Annotated in this window: 9 protein-coding genes; 2 read left to right on the forward strand and 7 right to left on the reverse strand. The window is 61.0% G+C overall.

The window, feature by feature from the left end:
* Window positions 1-146: 146 nt before the first annotated feature.
* The 7 genes from BR24_RS08070 to BR24_RS08100 all read right to left on the reverse strand — a co-directional run bounded on the left by BR24_RS08070 (window position 147) and on the right by BR24_RS08100 (window position 10,496).
* Entirely contained in the window at window positions 147-1,094 is a 948-nt protein-coding gene (locus BR24_RS08070) for a DNA-binding response regulator (protein WP_496540990.1), read from the reverse strand.
* Between the two features lie 164 nt (window positions 1,095-1,258).
* The gene (locus tag BR24_RS08075; protein ID WP_496540991.1) at window positions 1,259-2,623 is read right to left on the reverse strand and encodes an MBL fold metallo-hydrolase; all 1,365 of its coding nucleotides are present in this window, start codon (window positions 2,621-2,623) and stop codon (window positions 1,259-1,261) included.
* Entirely contained in the window at window positions 2,620-3,384 is a 765-nt protein-coding gene (locus tag BR24_RS08080; RefSeq protein ID WP_496540992.1) for an endonuclease/exonuclease/phosphatase family protein, read from the reverse strand. The genes BR24_RS08075 and BR24_RS08080 overlap by 4 nt, the downstream gene beginning before the upstream one ends.
* A gap of 2 nt (window positions 3,385-3,386) precedes the next feature.
* Window positions 3,387-5,522 (reverse strand): VTT domain-containing protein, encoded by a 2,136-nt coding sequence (locus tag BR24_RS08085; protein ID WP_496540993.1) that lies wholly within the window; start codon window positions 5,520-5,522, stop codon window positions 3,387-3,389.
* A gap of 165 nt (window positions 5,523-5,687) precedes the next feature.
* Window positions 5,688-8,723 carry an efflux RND transporter permease subunit gene (locus tag BR24_RS08090; RefSeq protein WP_496540994.1) on the reverse strand — a complete coding sequence of 1,012 codons (3,036 nt, stop codon included), beginning with the start codon at window positions 8,721-8,723 and terminating at the stop codon, window positions 5,688-5,690.
* Window positions 8,720-9,832: an efflux RND transporter periplasmic adaptor subunit gene (locus BR24_RS08095; RefSeq protein ID WP_496540995.1), complete on the reverse strand. Its 1,113-nt coding sequence runs from the start codon at window positions 9,830-9,832 to the stop codon at window positions 8,720-8,722. The genes BR24_RS08090 and BR24_RS08095 overlap by 4 nt, the downstream gene beginning before the upstream one ends.
* Window positions 9,833-9,914: 82 nt before the next feature.
* Window positions 9,915-10,496: a TetR/AcrR family transcriptional regulator gene (locus BR24_RS08100; RefSeq protein ID WP_496540996.1), complete on the reverse strand. Its 582-nt coding sequence runs from the start codon at window positions 10,494-10,496 to the stop codon at window positions 9,915-9,917.
* A 204-nt stretch (window positions 10,497-10,700) separates the two neighbouring features.
* On the opposite strand from BR24_RS08100, the gene BR24_RS08105 reads away from it, so the two are divergent.
* Complete coding sequence (locus tag BR24_RS08105) at window positions 10,701-14,018, forward strand: chemotaxis protein CheB (protein ID WP_496540997.1); 3,318 nt, start codon at window positions 10,701-10,703, stop codon at window positions 14,016-14,018.
* A 2-nt stretch (window positions 14,019-14,020) separates the two neighbouring features.
* Window positions 14,021-16,045: a PAS domain-containing protein gene (locus BR24_RS08110; protein ID WP_496540998.1), complete on the forward strand. Its 2,025-nt coding sequence runs from the start codon at window positions 14,021-14,023 to the stop codon at window positions 16,043-16,045.
* The last annotated feature ends 1 nt before the right edge of the window (window position 16,046 follow it).

The following is a 16,046-nucleotide window of genomic DNA, read 5'->3' on the forward strand; positions in this document are numbered from 1 at the left end:
CGGCCGGAAGCCTTTTCTCGCGAGGTCTTCCGGACCATGATTCTGTCTGCTCGGAAACGATAGAGCCTGAGGGAAAGCTGCAAAAGGTGATGAATGGGGGAGGAATCGGGGAGCCGCCGTTCTGCGGCTCCCCGTGATGTGTTCGCCTACAGGGACTTCAGGGACTTGAGGTGCATCTGAAGCGATGTCTTCTTGCCGACGAGTCCCAGCTTCTTGCGCAGGTTCTTGCGGTGGGTCTGCACGGTCTCCAGAGCGGAGTGCATCATGTCGGCAATCTCGGTGGTGCTGCGGCCCGCCTTGATGTAGCGGGCGACTTCGAGTTCGGTGGGCGTCAGCTGCATGAGTTCCTCGTCGAACTCTTCGTTCTCGCCGCCAACGGCGGCCTTGAGCTGGCTGACAACCACCTTGGCGTAGGCCTCGCGGGTTTCCATGGTGTCCGCGTGGACCATCTTGTCGAGCGTCGGTTCGATGGAGTCTCGAATGATGGCGGCGATCTCGCGGCGCAGGGTATCGGTTTCATCGTCCATGGCCCGGATTACGGTCTTGAGCGTGACGGCCATCTCTCCGGACTGCTCCTGCTCCTGCTCCAGTTCCTGTTCCAGTTCGCGGCGTCGCTGACGCTCCTCGCGCAGCCGGAGGTGATATTCGCCGAGGCTGTCCCGAATGGCCCGCAGTTCGTGCTCCAGAACGGTCTGCCGCTCTTCCTTGCTGGATATCTCGCGCATCTGGCCCAGCGCCATGGAGAGCACCTGCTCGATGATCTCGATGGATGAGTCGTTCTTGGGCAGGAGGCTCCAGACACCTTCGGAGACGGTTTCCATCGTCTCGGAGATGGTATCCTCGTCCGCCACAAGCACCAGCGGGACACAGGCCCCTCTTTCTGTGATCCGGTTGAGCAGGGTCTCACAGCCGTCCAGTTCCTGCCCTGCTTCCAGCAGGACGGCGTCCGGCGACTGGGTGAGGTACATTTCCCATCCGGTTTCCACATCGTTGGAGACAAGGGTCGTATAGCCTTGGGAGGAAAGATGCTTTTCCGCTTCGGACTGGAATTCCCGGTCGGAACCGAAAAGGATTACGCTGGGGTTGTCGTTCATTATATTTTCGCTCTTCGTGCATGGTTGTATCCGGGCTCCGGGATGGAATGCCCGAACTGGTTGCTTCGGCAACATACACGAAAATAATAACGGTGTGGAGAGGGGGAGAGGAAAAAATTCGTGGATGGGCGGAGCGTTGCGGCAACGCTCCGCCCTCAATTGTGTTATTCGATGGGACAGCCGCGCATCCGGCAGGCGGCCATGGAGCCGAGGCTGTTGCCCACATCCGTGAAGCCGCGGCCCTTGAGCAGCGACGCGGCGATGATGGCCCGAATCCCGGAGCCGCAAAAGGCGACGATCAGTTCATTCTCCGGAATTTCATCCATTCTTTCGGTCAGCTCCGCCAGCGGAATGTGAATCGCTCCGGGCAGCATCCCGCCTTCGGTCTCGTTCGGCTTGCGCACGTCGAGCACGGTGAGGGAACTGTCCTGCACACCGTCCACCAGCGCGTCTACGTGTACCGCCGGGATGGTGTCGTAAGGCAACCCCGACACCTCCCACGCGGTCAGGCCGCCGCGGAGGTGTCCCGACACCCTGTCGTAGCCGATGCGGCGAAGGGTGGTCAGCGCTTCGGAGGCCTGTTCCACACTCTCCGACACGAGAATGATCTCCGAGTCATAGGAGAGGAAGAAACCGGCGTAAGCGGAGAGCATCTCCGAAGGGATGGCGTAGCTGCCGGGGATGAAGGCCCCCGCAAACGCCTCGGGGCTGCGGATGTCCACTACCTGCGCGCCGTTCTCGAGCGCAGTGGTCACTTCTCCCGGCGACATGGGGCTGGGGAAGGAGAGTTCGTCCAGCGGACGGGCGTTACCCTTCTGGTTGTGTTCTTCCATCTTGCGGAAGTAGGGCGGTCGATCATGACGTTCCTCGCGTTTGGCGCGGATGAACGCGTCGCGGTCGAACTGGAGCATGCGGTTGTTTCTGCGCTCGTAGCCGATGGTGGAGAACTCGCGTTGGGCCATGTGCGCGCCGCATACCGATCCTGCCCCGTGCGCGGGGTAGAGGATGGTCTGGTCGCCCAGTGGCAGGAGCTTCTCGTGGATGCTGTCGTAAAGCGCTTCGGCCCAGCGGTCCACCGGCTCGTAGAAGTCGGTCCGGCCCACGTCACCGATGAACAGGGCGTCGCCTGTGAAGACGCCCAGCGGTTCGGGGGCCGTGGATGTGTCTGCCATGACCAGCGAGATGGACTCGGGCGTGTGACCCGGAGTTTCGAGCACTCTCAGCTCCAGGTCGCCCACTCTGAAGGTGTCGCCTTCGGAGACGGCCTCGCCGTATGCGAAATCCATGGCGGCCCCGTGGTGAATCGTGGCGCCGGTCCTGCGCGCCAGATCGACGGAGCCGATCACGTAGTCCTCGTTGCGGTGGGTCTCGAAAATGTGCGTTATGCGCAGGCCGTTTCGCCTGGCGATATCGAGATAGACGTCTATGTCCCTGCGCGGGTCGATGACGGCGGCCTCGCCGTCGTGACCGAGCATATAGGAGATATGGGCAAGTCCTTCCGATTTGATGGCTTCGAGAAGCATGGTCATGAAATGCCTCCTTGGGTTTGTCCGGTTTCGTCGTTGCAGCCGGGAAGCGAGCCTATGTCGAGCTCGGCGACCAGCGGCAGATGGTCGGATGCCGTGCGTGCCGGAGCGCGGCGGTCCGCCGCGAGGGAGAGCATTCGCCCTCCGGGGCGTATGTAGATGCGGTCCAGCGCGAAGACGGGCACACGGGAGGGAAAGGTCCGGGGTGTCTTCGTGGGACCGAAAAGGTCGGAGAGTCGTCGCGGCAGGTGTCCCCACGGCAGCCATTCATTCAGGTCGCCCATGAGGACGGTGGCGTCGGCCCGGGTGTTCGCCACCAGATCGTGGATAGCGTCCATCTGGCAGCGGCGCTCCATTCTCTTGAGGCCGAGGTGCGTTGCCACCACGCAAAGATGCAGGCCGTGGTAGTCGTAATGAGCCTCGATGGCCCCGCGCGGTTCTCGTCCAAAACATTCCAGCGGGTGCCGGACCACTTTGCGTGCCGATATCCGGCTGAGCAGGGCGTTGCCGTAGCGCGAGTCCGGGCGGAACATGGTGGGGCCGAACTGGATGTCCATGCCGATACCCGCGGCGAGCTCTCCGAGGGAGCAGGGCGTTCCGGTGCGGCTCATGGAGACCACTTCCTGAAGGGCCACGAAGTCCGCATTCAGGTTGTTGATGACCGTCATGATCCTTTCGGGGTCGGTACGCCCGTCAGTGCCGCGCCAGCTGTGGACGTTGTAGCTCGCGGCACGCAGGACACCGTTTGCGCCTGTGCGTGTCACGCCTATTCCCTGCTCCTGTTGATGCTTTCTTCCTGCGGGTCCTGAATTCCCCTGAGTCGTCGCTTCATCACGAAGCCGAGGCCCATGACGAGCGCAACGATGAGCACGAGAACGCCGATGGTTATCGGGCCGGGATTGCGCAGCGCGTTCATGAGCTGGCCGCCGAAAAGAGTCATGCCGAGAATGCCCGGAGCCATGCCTATTACGGTACCCAGCATGAAGTTCTTCAGGCTGATGTGCGAGGCTCCCGCCACGAGGTTGATGATGGTGAACGGCGCCACCGGGAGGATGCGGACCACCACGATCGAGGTCACCCCGAAGCGTCCGAGCTGTTTGCTGATGGCGTTTATCCGCGAGCCTGTGACGTGCTTGACCGCGTCGTGCCCCAGCATGCTTCCCACGAGATAGATGAGCCCCGATGAAAGAAGGCTTCCCGCCAGCGAGGTGGCCACTGCCGTCACGGGGCCGAAGATTCCTGCGGTCAGAATGATCAGAATGGTGACAGGGAACATCACGAAGCCGCCGATTATGAACCCGAGTACGCCGAAGAGCGGTGCCATGGGCAGCTCGCGGACGCGGTTGGTCCACTCGAGCAGCAGGGCGGTGTCCGCATACTCCGAAAGCGGGGTGTAGCGCCAGGCCAGCGCCATGGCGATGAAAGCGGCCAGCACTATGCCGAGGTTGATGAAGCCGGAGTAGCCCCTGCGGGAGTTGTCCGGGCCCGTGTAGTCGTCCATTATTGCGTCGAATGTTCCGGGCTGTGCCGGATCCAGTGGTCTGGCGATTTCAGGGTCCACCGGAACAGGCGGACCGTTTCGCGTTTCAAGTTCGGGGCGCAGCCGCATGGTTTCGGCACGAAGCCTTTCAATGCACTCGCACATGGTGCAGCCGGAGCGTTCTTCCTCTTCGAGGCGTTCGGGCGATATGCCCAGATGATGAGCCATCAGCCTGCGCCGGAAGTCCGGCAGGGCGCCTTTGGAGCGCGCGGGACGAAAATCGAGGTTGCACTCCGTGTCCAGCCCCATGGATCGGTTGTTGAGGTTGGCCGACCCCACCGTGGCGTACTCGTCGTCGATGATCATGACCTTGGCGTGCACCTTGACCGGCGAGTTGCCCGCTTCGTCGGAGAACGGGCAGTAGACGCCGAGCCTGTCGTATTCGTCTGATTCGTGCAGGCTGTCCAGCACCTCGGACTGCAGCGGCTCCATCACCAGTCGTTCCACAAGCCCCGTCGGGGTGTGCGGCAGAATGATGACCACTTCGGGGCCGTCGGGTTCTCTCAGTCGCGAGGCGAGGGCCTCCTGTATCGGTTTGGAGGTGAAGTACTGGTTCTCGATGTAAATGCGCGAGTCCGCCCTGTCGATTTCCCGAAGGTACATGCGTTCTATCTCGCGAACCTCCGCACGCTCTTTATATTTCGGGATGGTCAGGGAGATCGTTATCTCCTCGTCGTGCATGTCGGGCGTGACGGAGTCGGGCCACGGGTCGCCGTCGGTGGCCTCCGGGGGCGTCAGGCACTGGCCGGTGGCCCAGAGCCAGCGTTCCCGCGCGATGTCGGCGAGCGCCTTGGCCGGTTCCCCGTCCAGCACCATCTGTACGTCATGATACGGTGTGTACTTCTCCCCGTTGGGCGCGGTGCGCCTGTCGTCGTCCGGAAGATGCTCCATGGTGTCCCAGCGGCCCGAGGAGAGGTCCATGCCGCCTGAAAAGGCGACCTTGTCGTCCACGGTCACGATTTTCTGATGATGGGACGAGCCCATGGGAAACTCGGAATCCAGATGAAAGTGAACGTTCTTGGGCGTTTTGCGGGCGAAGCTGATCATCTGAAGCGGCTCCCGATCCATGCTGTAGGCCAGCGGATAGTCCCATATCAGGATGTGGACGTGGACGTCGGGTCGCTCCCTGGCGAGGTCGTTGAGGAGTTCGTAGAGCCTTGATCCGTCAGGGTCGCGCTCCAGCAGCAGGCGGCTGTCGATGTCCCAGCCAATGAGCAGGACGGAGCGTTCGGCCTTGCGAACCGCTTCGGCGACCGCGCGGAAGTAGTTCTCGCCGTCAATGAGAAAGGCCGCACGCGGGCTGCGGCCTCGTCGGTCTTTGGTGCTATCGGTGTTGTCGTCGGTGTATTCTTTATCTTGCATGGGTATGGTCCTTTTTCATGACCATATCATATAAATCGTGCGCTGTGGAAAGGAAAGGGCAGCGGGTGGGGACGAAGAGGGTACTCGCTCCCACCCGCTGCTTCACTTCAAGCGCGGCGCCGTCTCCGTGGGGGACTGCCGAAGCATGGAGACGGCGCCGGTCCGTCAAGGTATGCGTACCTTGTAGAACAGTGAATAGAGCACCGGCACGACGATGAGCGTCAGCACCGTGGCAAAGGCCAGACCGGACATGATGGTCACGGCCATGGCCGAGAAGAACGCATCCGTGACAAGCGGCACCATACCCAGAATGGTCGTGGCCGCCGCCATGGAAACGGGACGGATGCGGCTGACGGAGGCGTCGACCACTGCCCTGTAGGGTTCCTTATCGTTGTCGAGCTCTATGCGTATCTGGTCGAGCAGGACTACCGAGTTCTTGATGAGCATGCCCGAGAGGCTGAGGAAGCCGAGCAGAGCCATGAATCCGAAGGGCTCCCGCGTCACCAGCAGGCCAAGCGTCACCCCGATGATGGACAGGGGCACCGTCAGCCAGATGAGCAGGGGCATGCGCAGGTTGTTGAAGAGCATGATGGTCGCCAGAATCATGATGGCGAACGGAATGAACAAACTCTTGGCGAGGCTGGTCTGTGCATCCGTGGAGTCTTCGTATTCGCCGCCCCACTCCATGCGGTAGCCTTCGGGGATCTCCATCTTCTCGATCTGCGGCATGAGTTCCGCCAGAAGAGCCGAGGGCAGGCCCTGCTTCGGTTCGCAGGAGGCGGTGATGGTCAGCATGCGGTTTCTGGTCCGCAGAATGCCGAACTCCATCTCGGTGGAGAACTCGGATACGACTTCCTCCACGGGGATCAGCCCGCCTGCCGCCGGGCTGGCCACGCGCACGTTGCCGATCTCGTCCACGTCCAGTCGCTCCCTGTCCGGAGGCCGCACCACGATGGGCAGCAGCTTGTCGCCTTCGCGGTAGACCCCTGCAGTCTTGCCGGAGAACGCCTGCTCCAAGGCCTCGGCGAGACCGGGCCGCGTCACCCCGGCCAGTTTGGCTCTGGCTTCGGAGATGACGGGGTGGATGACCTTCACAGGCTGCCGCCAGTTGTCGCGGATGGATTCGGCCCTGCCGCTCGCCTTCATGATTTCCTGCGCCTCGAGCGAGAGTTCCCGCAGCACGGTGCTGTCCGGGCCGCTGAAGCGGACCTCGATGGACGCGTCGCGGCCGGGGCCGAGACGGAACTTCTTCAGCTTGGCTTCGGAGTCGGGGTACTCGGCGCGGATCATGGTCTCATAGTCGTCGATTATGTCGCCAATGATCCGGTAGTCCTTCACATCCACCAACAGCATGCCGTATGACGAGTTGGTCTTCTGCGGGGCATAGGTCAGGATGAATCGTGGGCCGCCCGAACCAATGAATGAGGTCACTGACGTAACGCGGTCGTCTTCGAGGATGCGTTTTTCGATCTCGCTGACGTCCGAGGCGGTTCTTCGGATGTCCGTCCCCTGCGGGAGCCAGTAGTGGATGAAGAAGCTCGGCTGCGTGGAGGACGGGAAAAAGCTTTGCTTGACCAGTCCAAAGCCGAGCACGGCCGCCACCAGCAGCAGCGCCATGAAACCCATGGTCGTTTTTCTGCGGTGCAGGCAGAGTTCGAGCAGGTTGCGGTACCACCGGTACATTTTGCCGGAGTAGCTGTCCTCGCCTTCGCCATGGGGCTTGGGGTGCAGGAACATCTGGCACAGCAGGGGGGTTACCGTGACGGCCGTGAACCAGCTGAGCAGCAGGGAGATGCTCAGCACGATAAACAGCGAGCGGCAGAACTCGCCTACCGCGTCCGGGCTGAGGCCGATGCCGGCAAAGGCCATGATGGCGATGATGGTGGCGCCCAGAAGCGGCCACTTGTTCTGCTCCACGACGTCGAGGGCCGCCTGAAAGCGGTCGTAGCCCTGCTGGTAGCGGATGAGGATTCCCTCCACCACCACGATGGCGTTGTCCACGAGCATCCCGAGCGCGATGATGAGCGCCCCGAGGGATATTCTCTCGAGTGCGACCCCCGCCAGCTTGATGAATATGAAGGAGCCGCAGATGGTGATGAGCAGGATGCTGCCGATGAGCATCCCGCTCTGGAAGCCCATGAAGAGCAGCAGCACCACGATGACGATGCCAACGGCTTCGGCCAGACTCAGCACGAAGGAATCCACGGCCTGTTCCACGCGGTCCGGCTGGAAATAGACCGGCTCGACGTGCATGCCCACCGGAGTCTCGGCCTGCAGGTCGGCGAGTTTCTGTTTCACGGCCTCGCCGAGCTCGACCACGTTGCCGCCCGACGTCATGGATATGCCGAGGGCCAGCGCCTGCTTGCCGTCCCGGTGCATGATTTTTTCCGGCGGACTGTCGTAGCCCCGGCTGATCTCGGCAACGTCGCGAAGCGGAACGAGCCGGTTTTCGGCCGAGTCCTTCACGTACAGGTCCCCGAGGCCCTCCACGGCGTCGATGCCGCCGGAAGGAGAGATGCGCACGTATTCATCATCCACGCGCACCTTGCCTGCGGGGACGGCGAGGTTTCGCTTGGAGAGGGTGTCGAGCAGCGCGTTCATGGATGTGCCCAGCTGATTCATGCGGGCGCGCGATATCTCCACGAAGACTTTTTCCGGGCGTTTGCCCCAGATGGTGACCTTGGCCACGTTCTCGACGAGCAGCAGCTCCTTGCGCAGAAAGTCTGCGTAGTCCTGAAGATCCTGTCTGGAGTAGCCGTCCCCGGTGACCGAGAGGAGAATGCCGTAGACATCCCCGAAGTCGTCGACGACCAGCGACGGGCCCGCCCCCGGCGGCAGCTGGCTCTGCGCGTCGGAGACCTTGCGCCGCAGCTCGTCCCAGACCTGAGGCAGGGTCTCCTTGTCGTACTTGTCCTTGATCTCGACCGTGACGATGGACTGTCCGGGCTTGTTGAGGGACGTGACCTTTTCGCGCTGGCCGAGTTGCTGCGCCGCGTTTTCGATGACGTCCGTCACTTCGTCCGTGACCTCGGCGGGCGTGGCGCCGGGATAGTTGGTGATGACCAGCGCCTGCTTGATGGTGAACTCCGGGTCTTCCAGACGCGGCATGTTCAGGAAGGAGAGGGCGCCACCCACGAGAAAGGCCAGCGTCACCACGATGGTGACGGTTTTTTTGCGTAGGCTGATTTCGGTCAGGCTCATCCACGGCCTCCGATGCGGCCTTCGAGCACCCTGACCTTCTGCCCCTCACTCAGGTAGTCAACGCCTGCGGAGACAACCACGTCGCCCTGCGAGAGACCCTTCCTGATGACCATCATGTCATCCGTGATGCGACCCGTGGTGACAGGCTGCTTGCGCACGGTGCCGTTGTCCTCGACAAGCCAGACATGCTTTCCGTTGCCCGGAGTGCCGGTGACGCAGGAAAAGGGAACGCTGACGAACCTCGCCTCCCCGCCCTGCGACAGGCTGGCCCTGACCTCGGCGGTCATGCCGGGATGAATCCCGAGGTCGCCGGGGTTGGCCATGGTGAAGGTCACTTCATAAGTCTGGGTCTGGGTGTTGGCCTTGGTCTGGAACTCCTTGAGGGTCAGCGGAAAGACTCTGTCCGGCAGGGACTCGAAGGAAGCCGTGACTTTCCCGATCTCCGCTCCGTGGTTGCGGAACCCCTGCATCCAAAGGTTCTCCGGCACGTTGACCGAGACGTCGAGGGCCGAGACATCCTCCAACTGCACGATGGACTCCTTGGCCTGCACATACTCGTGAGTGTCGGCGCTGACCATGGCTATAGTACCGCTGAACGGAGCCGTCAGGCGTGTGTACTGCAGGTTGAGGCGTGCCTTTTTCAGCTCCTGCTCAAGCGAAAGGGCTTGGGCACGGCTGCTCTCGTAGTTGCTCTTGGCGGTATCGAACGCGGCCTGCGCGATGGTGTCCGAGGCCAGCAGCTCCTTGTTGCGCTCGTAGTTGAGCCGTGCCTCGTTCAGTACCGAGCGGGCTCCGGCGAGCTTGGCGCTCAGGTCGGCAACCGTGGCGCGGAGGTCGCGCTGGTCGAGCTTGGCGATGAGCCGCCCCTTGGTGACGAAATCGCCTTCCTTGACATTGATCTCCACCACCTGCCCCGGGATGCGGAACGCGAGGCTGACTTCGCGGTTCGCTTCCACCTTGCCGGGGAACGAACGGACCTTGGCGTCAGAACCGGACACGATCTTGAAGGCCCGGACAGGCCTGATCGGGTCTTTCTTCTCGACAGGTTCGGAGCATCCCGCCACTGCGAGCATGGTTATGATGAAGAGGAAAAGGTTGATATTTCGCATAAAAAGGACTCCCGTTGCTTAGGTGAAATATCTTCGGTTGATATTAATCAATCAGTTGATTGTTGTCCGGTCGAAAAAAAAATCAGTCCCAGACCTTGGTGACGCCGTCCTTGAGAATGGTAGTGATGATGGCAATGTATTTTTCGACGAATCGGTGGTCGTCAAGGGCGGAGGCGTCCTCCAGCAGCAGGTTGGAGTAAATGGCCCCCATGACCGCGGTGAAGGTTATGTGTTGGGTTTCGTAATCCGGGAAGCTGGATAACCCCAGCTTGTCGATGTTGCTCTCGAAGAGCCCGTTGCACAGCTCATGGTGTCTGGTTCGAAGCTCCTCCAGTTCCGGAGCGCCGTGGTTCAGCTCCTTCAGGCCCAGAATGAAGAGGTTCTTGTTCGAGCGTGCGCAGTAGACCATGCGCCTGACGGAAATCTCGCACATCTCATAGTGATCGGAGGACTCCTTGAAGGAGGCCGCCAGCTCTGCATAAACCAGCTCGGAGAAGGATGCGAAAATCTCGCGCAAAAGCCCCGCCTTGCCTCCGAAATAATAGGAGATCATGGCGCTGTTGGCTCCGGCGCGGGATGTTATGTCCCGGATGCCCACCGAGTTGTACGAGTTCTTCGCGAAGAGCTCTGCGGCGGCGTCTATGATTGCCTGACGTTTGGACATGTGGCGGTCTTAATCGTCTGATTAAGGACTGTCAAGCATGAAGCGTGGTTCATGTTGAAAGGCAGGTGCTAAAATGGTATTTGTTCTTATAAACTGTTTCTCCCATTTCCCATAGGTGTTCAGGTGCTGTTCCGGTCAGTTTGGTCGTCTGGAATTCTGTATGAATGAACTTGGTTTCAACCGCATGTTGCAAGGATGCCGCTGATGAGCCGTAGTAGTGACAAAGAGGAACGCACGCCGACATATTATGTGGGAATTGGCGCGTCGGCCGGTGGGCTTGAGGCGCTGGACACGTTTTTTACCCACATGCCGCCGGACAGCGGGATGGCCTTCGTGGTGGTGCAGCACCTTTCCCCTGACCACAAGAGCCTCATGGTCGAGCTGTTGTCCAAGCGGACTTCCATGGAGGTCAGACGCGCCGAAGACGGGATGGAGGTCGAGCCTGACACCGTCTATCTCATTCCCCCCAAGAAGGAACTGCGCATCTTTCACGGCAAGCTCGTGCTGCGCGACTTCGAGCAGCGCCATCTGCCGAATCTTCCCATCGACACATTTTTCCTTTCTCTGGCAGAGGACGTCGGCGAGCGGGCCGTCGGGGTGATCCTCTCCGGCACCGGAAGCGACGGCGTGCGCGGCGTGCGAGCCCTGAAGGAATACGGCGGCATGGTGATGGTGCAGGACGCGAAGAGCGCACGCTTCGACGGGATGCCGAGCGCCGCCAAGAATACGGGACTCGTGGATATCGAGCTGCCTCCCGAGGATATGCCCGACAAACTTGTCTCGTTCGTCAGCCATCCGGTGAACCGTACTTCCGGTGGCGAGACCGAGGGTGTGCATGACGACGACGGGGTCGCGCGTATCTTTTCAATGCTGCGGGAGAAGACCAAGGTCGATTTCACGTATTACAAGCAGAGCACGGTCATGCGGCGCATCCAGCGCAGGCTTACCGTGAACCAGATCTCCGACGTCAGGGAGTATGCGGACTTTCTTCAGTCCCGCCCCGGCGAGTTGAGCACGCTCTACAGGGAGCTGCTCATCGGTGTGACCAGTTTCTTCAGGGATGAATCGGTTTTCTATCAGCTTCAGGAGAACTGGCTGCCGGAGCTGCTGGAGCACAGCGAGACATCCGAACTGCGCTTCTGGGTGGCCGGTTGTTCGACTGGCGAGGAAGCCTACACGCTGGCCATACTGGCCCAGGAGGCCCAGCGGGAGTCCGGGCGAACGGTGAACGTCAAGATCTTCGCCACGGACATCGACCGGGACGCCATTGTTTTCGCCGGGAACGGCCTGTATCCCGAAAGCATTGCCGCGGATCTGCCCGAAGGGGTGCTTTCCCGCTATTTCATCCGTCGGGAGGACCATTTTCAGGTGGACCGAAAAACCCGTGAGATGGTGGTGTTCGCACAGCACAATCTCATCAAGGACCCCCCGTTCACCAACATCGACCTGATCAGCTGCAGAAATCTGATGATCTACCTCCAGCCGGTGCTTCAGGAAAAGGTCATCGACCATTTCAATTTTTCGCTGCGTCCCGGCGGGCTGCTCTTGCTTGGCACCAGCGAAACCATGGGCGAAGCGGGCAAGCATTTCGAGACCCTGAGTCATAAATGCAAGGTCTTTCGTTCGCGGGGGACCGGCCGTGCGTCCAGCCTCGCCAAACAGCCCGTCAGCATTCCCCAGACGGCGCGGCAGACCCCAGAATACCGTCCCAAAGGCCCGGACCGCGCATCGGCCCGGACCGAGGAGCGGATTCAGGAGCAGTTGCTGCAGCGGATGTCGTCGGAGTTCTCCTCCCTCGCTGCTGTGGTCAACGAAAACCTCGAGCTGATCCATCTGGCGGGCGATGCCTCGGGATACTTGAGGCCGCCCGCAGGCAGGCAGGTCAACGACGTGACCAAGATGGCGGAGCGGGAACTGTCCATCCCGCTTGCTACCGGCCTTCAGCGTGTCTTCAAGACCGGAGAAAGCCTCCGCTACGGCAACATCAGGCTCGGCGGGGAGGACACCCCACGCACTGTGGAGATGGGGATTCACCCAATTTCCAGTATGCCCGGCCAGCTCGACCTCGCGGCCATATTTCTCCGGGAGCAGGCGATGCCCGAAAATGCCTGTCCTGAAAATGTGCGCGACTTCGATATCAATCAGGAGGCGGAACAGCGCATCAAGGACCTGGAGCAGGAGCTGCAGTTCAAGAGCGAGAACCTTCAAGCCACGGTTGAAGAGCTGGAGACGTCCAACGAGGAGCTTCAGGCCACCAACGAGGAGCTGCTGGCGAGCAACGAGGAGCTGCAGAGCACGAACGAGGAGTTGCAGTCCGTCAACGAGGAGCTGCACACGGTCAACGCGGAGTACCAGACCAAGATTCTCGAGCTGACCGAGATGACCAATGATCTCGACAACCTCATGGCCGCCACCAAAATCCCGACACTCTTTCTGGACGAGAACCTCGAGCTGCGCAAGTACACTCCCGAAGCCACGCGGGTTTTCAGGCTGGTGCAGTCCGATATCGGTCGTCCGCTGTCCCACATATCCCATGTGCTCGACGTGGACCCTCTGGAGGTGGCCGAGAAGGTCCTTACCACGGAGAGCCCTCTGGAGCGCGAGGTTCAAACCCGTGACGGCGAGTGGTTCCTCATACGGGTGCTGCCTTATCGCATCGACAGCTCCCAGTCATCCGGGCTGGTGATTACGCTCATAGACATCTCCGGCCTCAAGCGTGCCGAGACGCAGCTCTCTCACAGCGCGGCCCGGATGCGCAGCATATTTGAAGCGGCCCCGGTCGGACTCGGCGTGGTGGAGGGCCGGATGTTTCGCCAGGTCAGCGGGCAGACCTGCAAACTTCTCGGATATGCCGAAAGTGAGCTGGCAGGGAAATCCACCCGCATCATGTACGCCTCGGACGAGGAGTTCAACAGAGTCGGACAGCTCCGGGCCGAAGCCGGGGATGACGGCGAAGCCGCTACCATGGAAGCCATCCTGCGACGCAAGGACGGTACGGAATTTCCCGCGCTGCTCAGTTTCGCTCCCACCGACCCGGAGTACCCCGCCGGCCTGCAGGCCTTCGCGGTCTGGGATACCTCGAGCAGACGCAGGCAGGAGAAGGAGCTGCGCCGCATGACCGATCTGCTCAACGCCACCCAGAGCCTCGTCTCCGTAGGAGGGTGGGAGTGGGACGTGGAGCAGGGAACCATGTTCTGGACCGACGAGGTCTATCACATCCACGGCATGGACCCCGCGGATATGAAGCCAGGCGCCTCCGAGCACATCGAAAAGAGCCTGGAGTGCTATCGGGAGGAAGACGTCCCCGTGATTCAGGAGGCGTTCCGCAAGTGCGCGGAGGAAGGCACCCCGTATGATCTGGAGTTCCCGTTCAAGGACCTGAACGGACGAGTCACCACCATTCGGACGACGGCAAGCCCGGTGCTGGAAAATGGTAATGTGTTGAAAGTCATTGGCAACATAATGGATATCGGTGAGCAGAATCCCGGCAAAGCGGAAGCGTCCACCGGACAGCGGAGTTGAAAGTGAAGTCTGACAAACACTTTGAAAGGCTGCGCAGACAGGCTGAGAACATGCTCGGAGAGGCCGGCGCCGCTGATGCCGACTGCCTGAAGCGCGGCTTCGATGAACTGCTGCACGAGCTGCAGATCCATCAGGCCGAGCTGGAAATACAGAACGAGGAACTCCGCACCGCTCAGAATGCGCTCACGCAGGCGAGGAATCGTTACGAGCGACTCTTCCATCAGGCCCCGGTGGGATACGCTCTGCTGGATCGCGACGGCGTGGTGCGCGACGTGAACAATACCCTGTGCGAAATGCTGGGATATACCCCCGCGGACATGGTGGGCAAGGGGATCACCATCTTCCTCGCCAACGGTGACAGGAACGTTTTCCTCGGCCGTTTCAAGGCGTTTTTCAACCAGCCGGAGAGCAAGGGGCTCGAGCTGCGGATGCAGCCCGCAAAGGGCAGGCCGCTTTTCATGCGCCTTGAAGGGTCCCGCCTCGAACAGCCGCCGGAGGAGTGCGAGTGCCGCTCCACGGGCTCGCTCATGGTCTCGTTCAGCGACATAACCGAACGTGTCCGCGCCGAGCGCAAGACAACCGTGGTCATGCAGGAGTTGCAGGAACTGACGAACACCTTCGTCACCATGCTCGAGCGGACCACGGATTATCTCTATTTCAAGGACGCGGGGCACCGCTTCACCGCCGTGAGTCAATCCATGGCGGAGCTTACGGGACACGGCCACTGGCGTGACATGATCGGCAAGACCGACCTCGACGTTTTTCCGGCGGAACATGCCACAAAGTACCTGGATACCGAGCGGCCCGTCATCGAGAAGGGCGAATCGCTTCTTGGCATACAGGAGACCTATTTTCGCCCTGATGGAAGGATTGGCTGGGTAAGCAGCAACAAGTGGCCGCTTCTCGACGATGACGGCAACGTCATCGGACTCTTCGGCATGTCTCGCGACATAACCGACCTCGTGCTCATCGAGCAGGAACTCAAGCGCAAGGTGAGCGAGTTCGAGAGCATTTTCGACAGCAGCGCGCTGGTGACGATCTACCTCAAGGGAGGCCGTCGGCTGCACCGGGTCAATAAACGCTTTGAAAGGCTGTTTGGCTACACACAGGAGGAGGTGGCGGGAAAGCACGTGGGCATGCTCCACGTTACGCCCGACGACGCTCGCCGGTTCGAGAGTGAGCATTACGAGGCCCTGCGAAACGGCAGGGTCCGCCAAATTGAGTACCCCCTGAAGACAAAGGACGGCCGCAGCATCTGGTGCAGCCTCTCCGGCAAGGCCGTGAATCCTCCGGCTTTGGACGAGGGGGTTATCTGGGTGGTGGACGACATCAGCGAGCGCAAGGAACTGGAAGAGCTCAAGGCTGACGTGGACCGTATGATGATCCACGATCTGCGAAGCCCGCTCTCCGGCATTATCGGGCTGCCGCAGGCCATGCAGCAGGACGAAAACCTGACAAAGGAGCAGAAGGAGCTGCTGCAGACCATCGAACAGGCAGGGTACCGGATGCTGACGCAGGTCAACCTTTCACTGGACCTGTACAAGATGGAAACGGGGCAATACGTCTATCAGCCCAAGTCCATCGACATGCGCAGGGTTCTGGAGCGTGTCGCTGCCGACCTGGCTTCGCTGGCGCACGTCAGAGGCGTTCGAATCAGAACAGCCATAAACGGGACTGACCTCGCCCATGCCTCAAGCTACATGGTCACGGCCGACGAACTGCTCATCAACACGCTCATGAGCAACCTCGTGGCGAATGCTGTGGAGGCCTCACCTTTCGGCAGCGCTGTGGATGTGATGCTGTTTCCTCAGCAGAAGCATCACGCGCTGGCAGTGCACAACCTCGGCGTGGTGCCCGAAGAGGTGCGAGCGGACTTCTTCGGCAAGTACGTCACCCATGGAAAGGAAAAGGGCACCGGCCTCGGCACCTACAGTGCCAAGCTCATGTCCGAGGCCATGGACGGGGACCTTCTCATGACCACCGGCGCGCAGACCGGAACCACGGTCACCTTCAGGCTGCCAAGGTAAC

Source organism: Pseudodesulfovibrio halophilus DSM 5663, assembly GCF_059568665.1.

What these genes read in the sequence shown, in the direction of transcription:
- BR24_RS08070 (WP_496540990.1), bottom strand. Translation starts at nt 1,094, where the DNA reads ATGAACGACAACCCCAGCGTAATCCTTTTCGGTTCCGACCGGGAATTC.
- BR24_RS08075 (WP_496540991.1), bottom strand. Translation starts at nt 2,623, where the DNA reads ATGACCATGCTTCTCGAAGCCATCAAATCGGAAGGACTTGCCCATATC.
- BR24_RS08095 (WP_496540995.1), bottom strand. Translation starts at nt 9,832, where the DNA reads ATGCGAAATATCAACCTTTTCCTCTTCATCATAACCATGCTCGCAGTG.
- BR24_RS08090 (WP_496540994.1), bottom strand. Translation starts at nt 8,723, where the DNA reads ATGAGCCTGACCGAAATCAGCCTACGCAAAAAAACCGTCACCATCGTG.
- BR24_RS08100 (WP_496540996.1), bottom strand. Translation starts at nt 10,496, where the DNA reads ATGTCCAAACGTCAGGCAATCATAGACGCCGCCGCAGAGCTCTTCGCG.
- BR24_RS08085 (WP_496540993.1), bottom strand. Translation starts at nt 5,522, where the DNA reads ATGCAAGATAAAGAATACACCGACGACAACACCGATAGCACCAAAGAC.
- BR24_RS08105 (WP_496540997.1), top strand. Translation starts at nt 10,701, where the DNA reads ATGAGCCGTAGTAGTGACAAAGAGGAACGCACGCCGACATATTATGTG.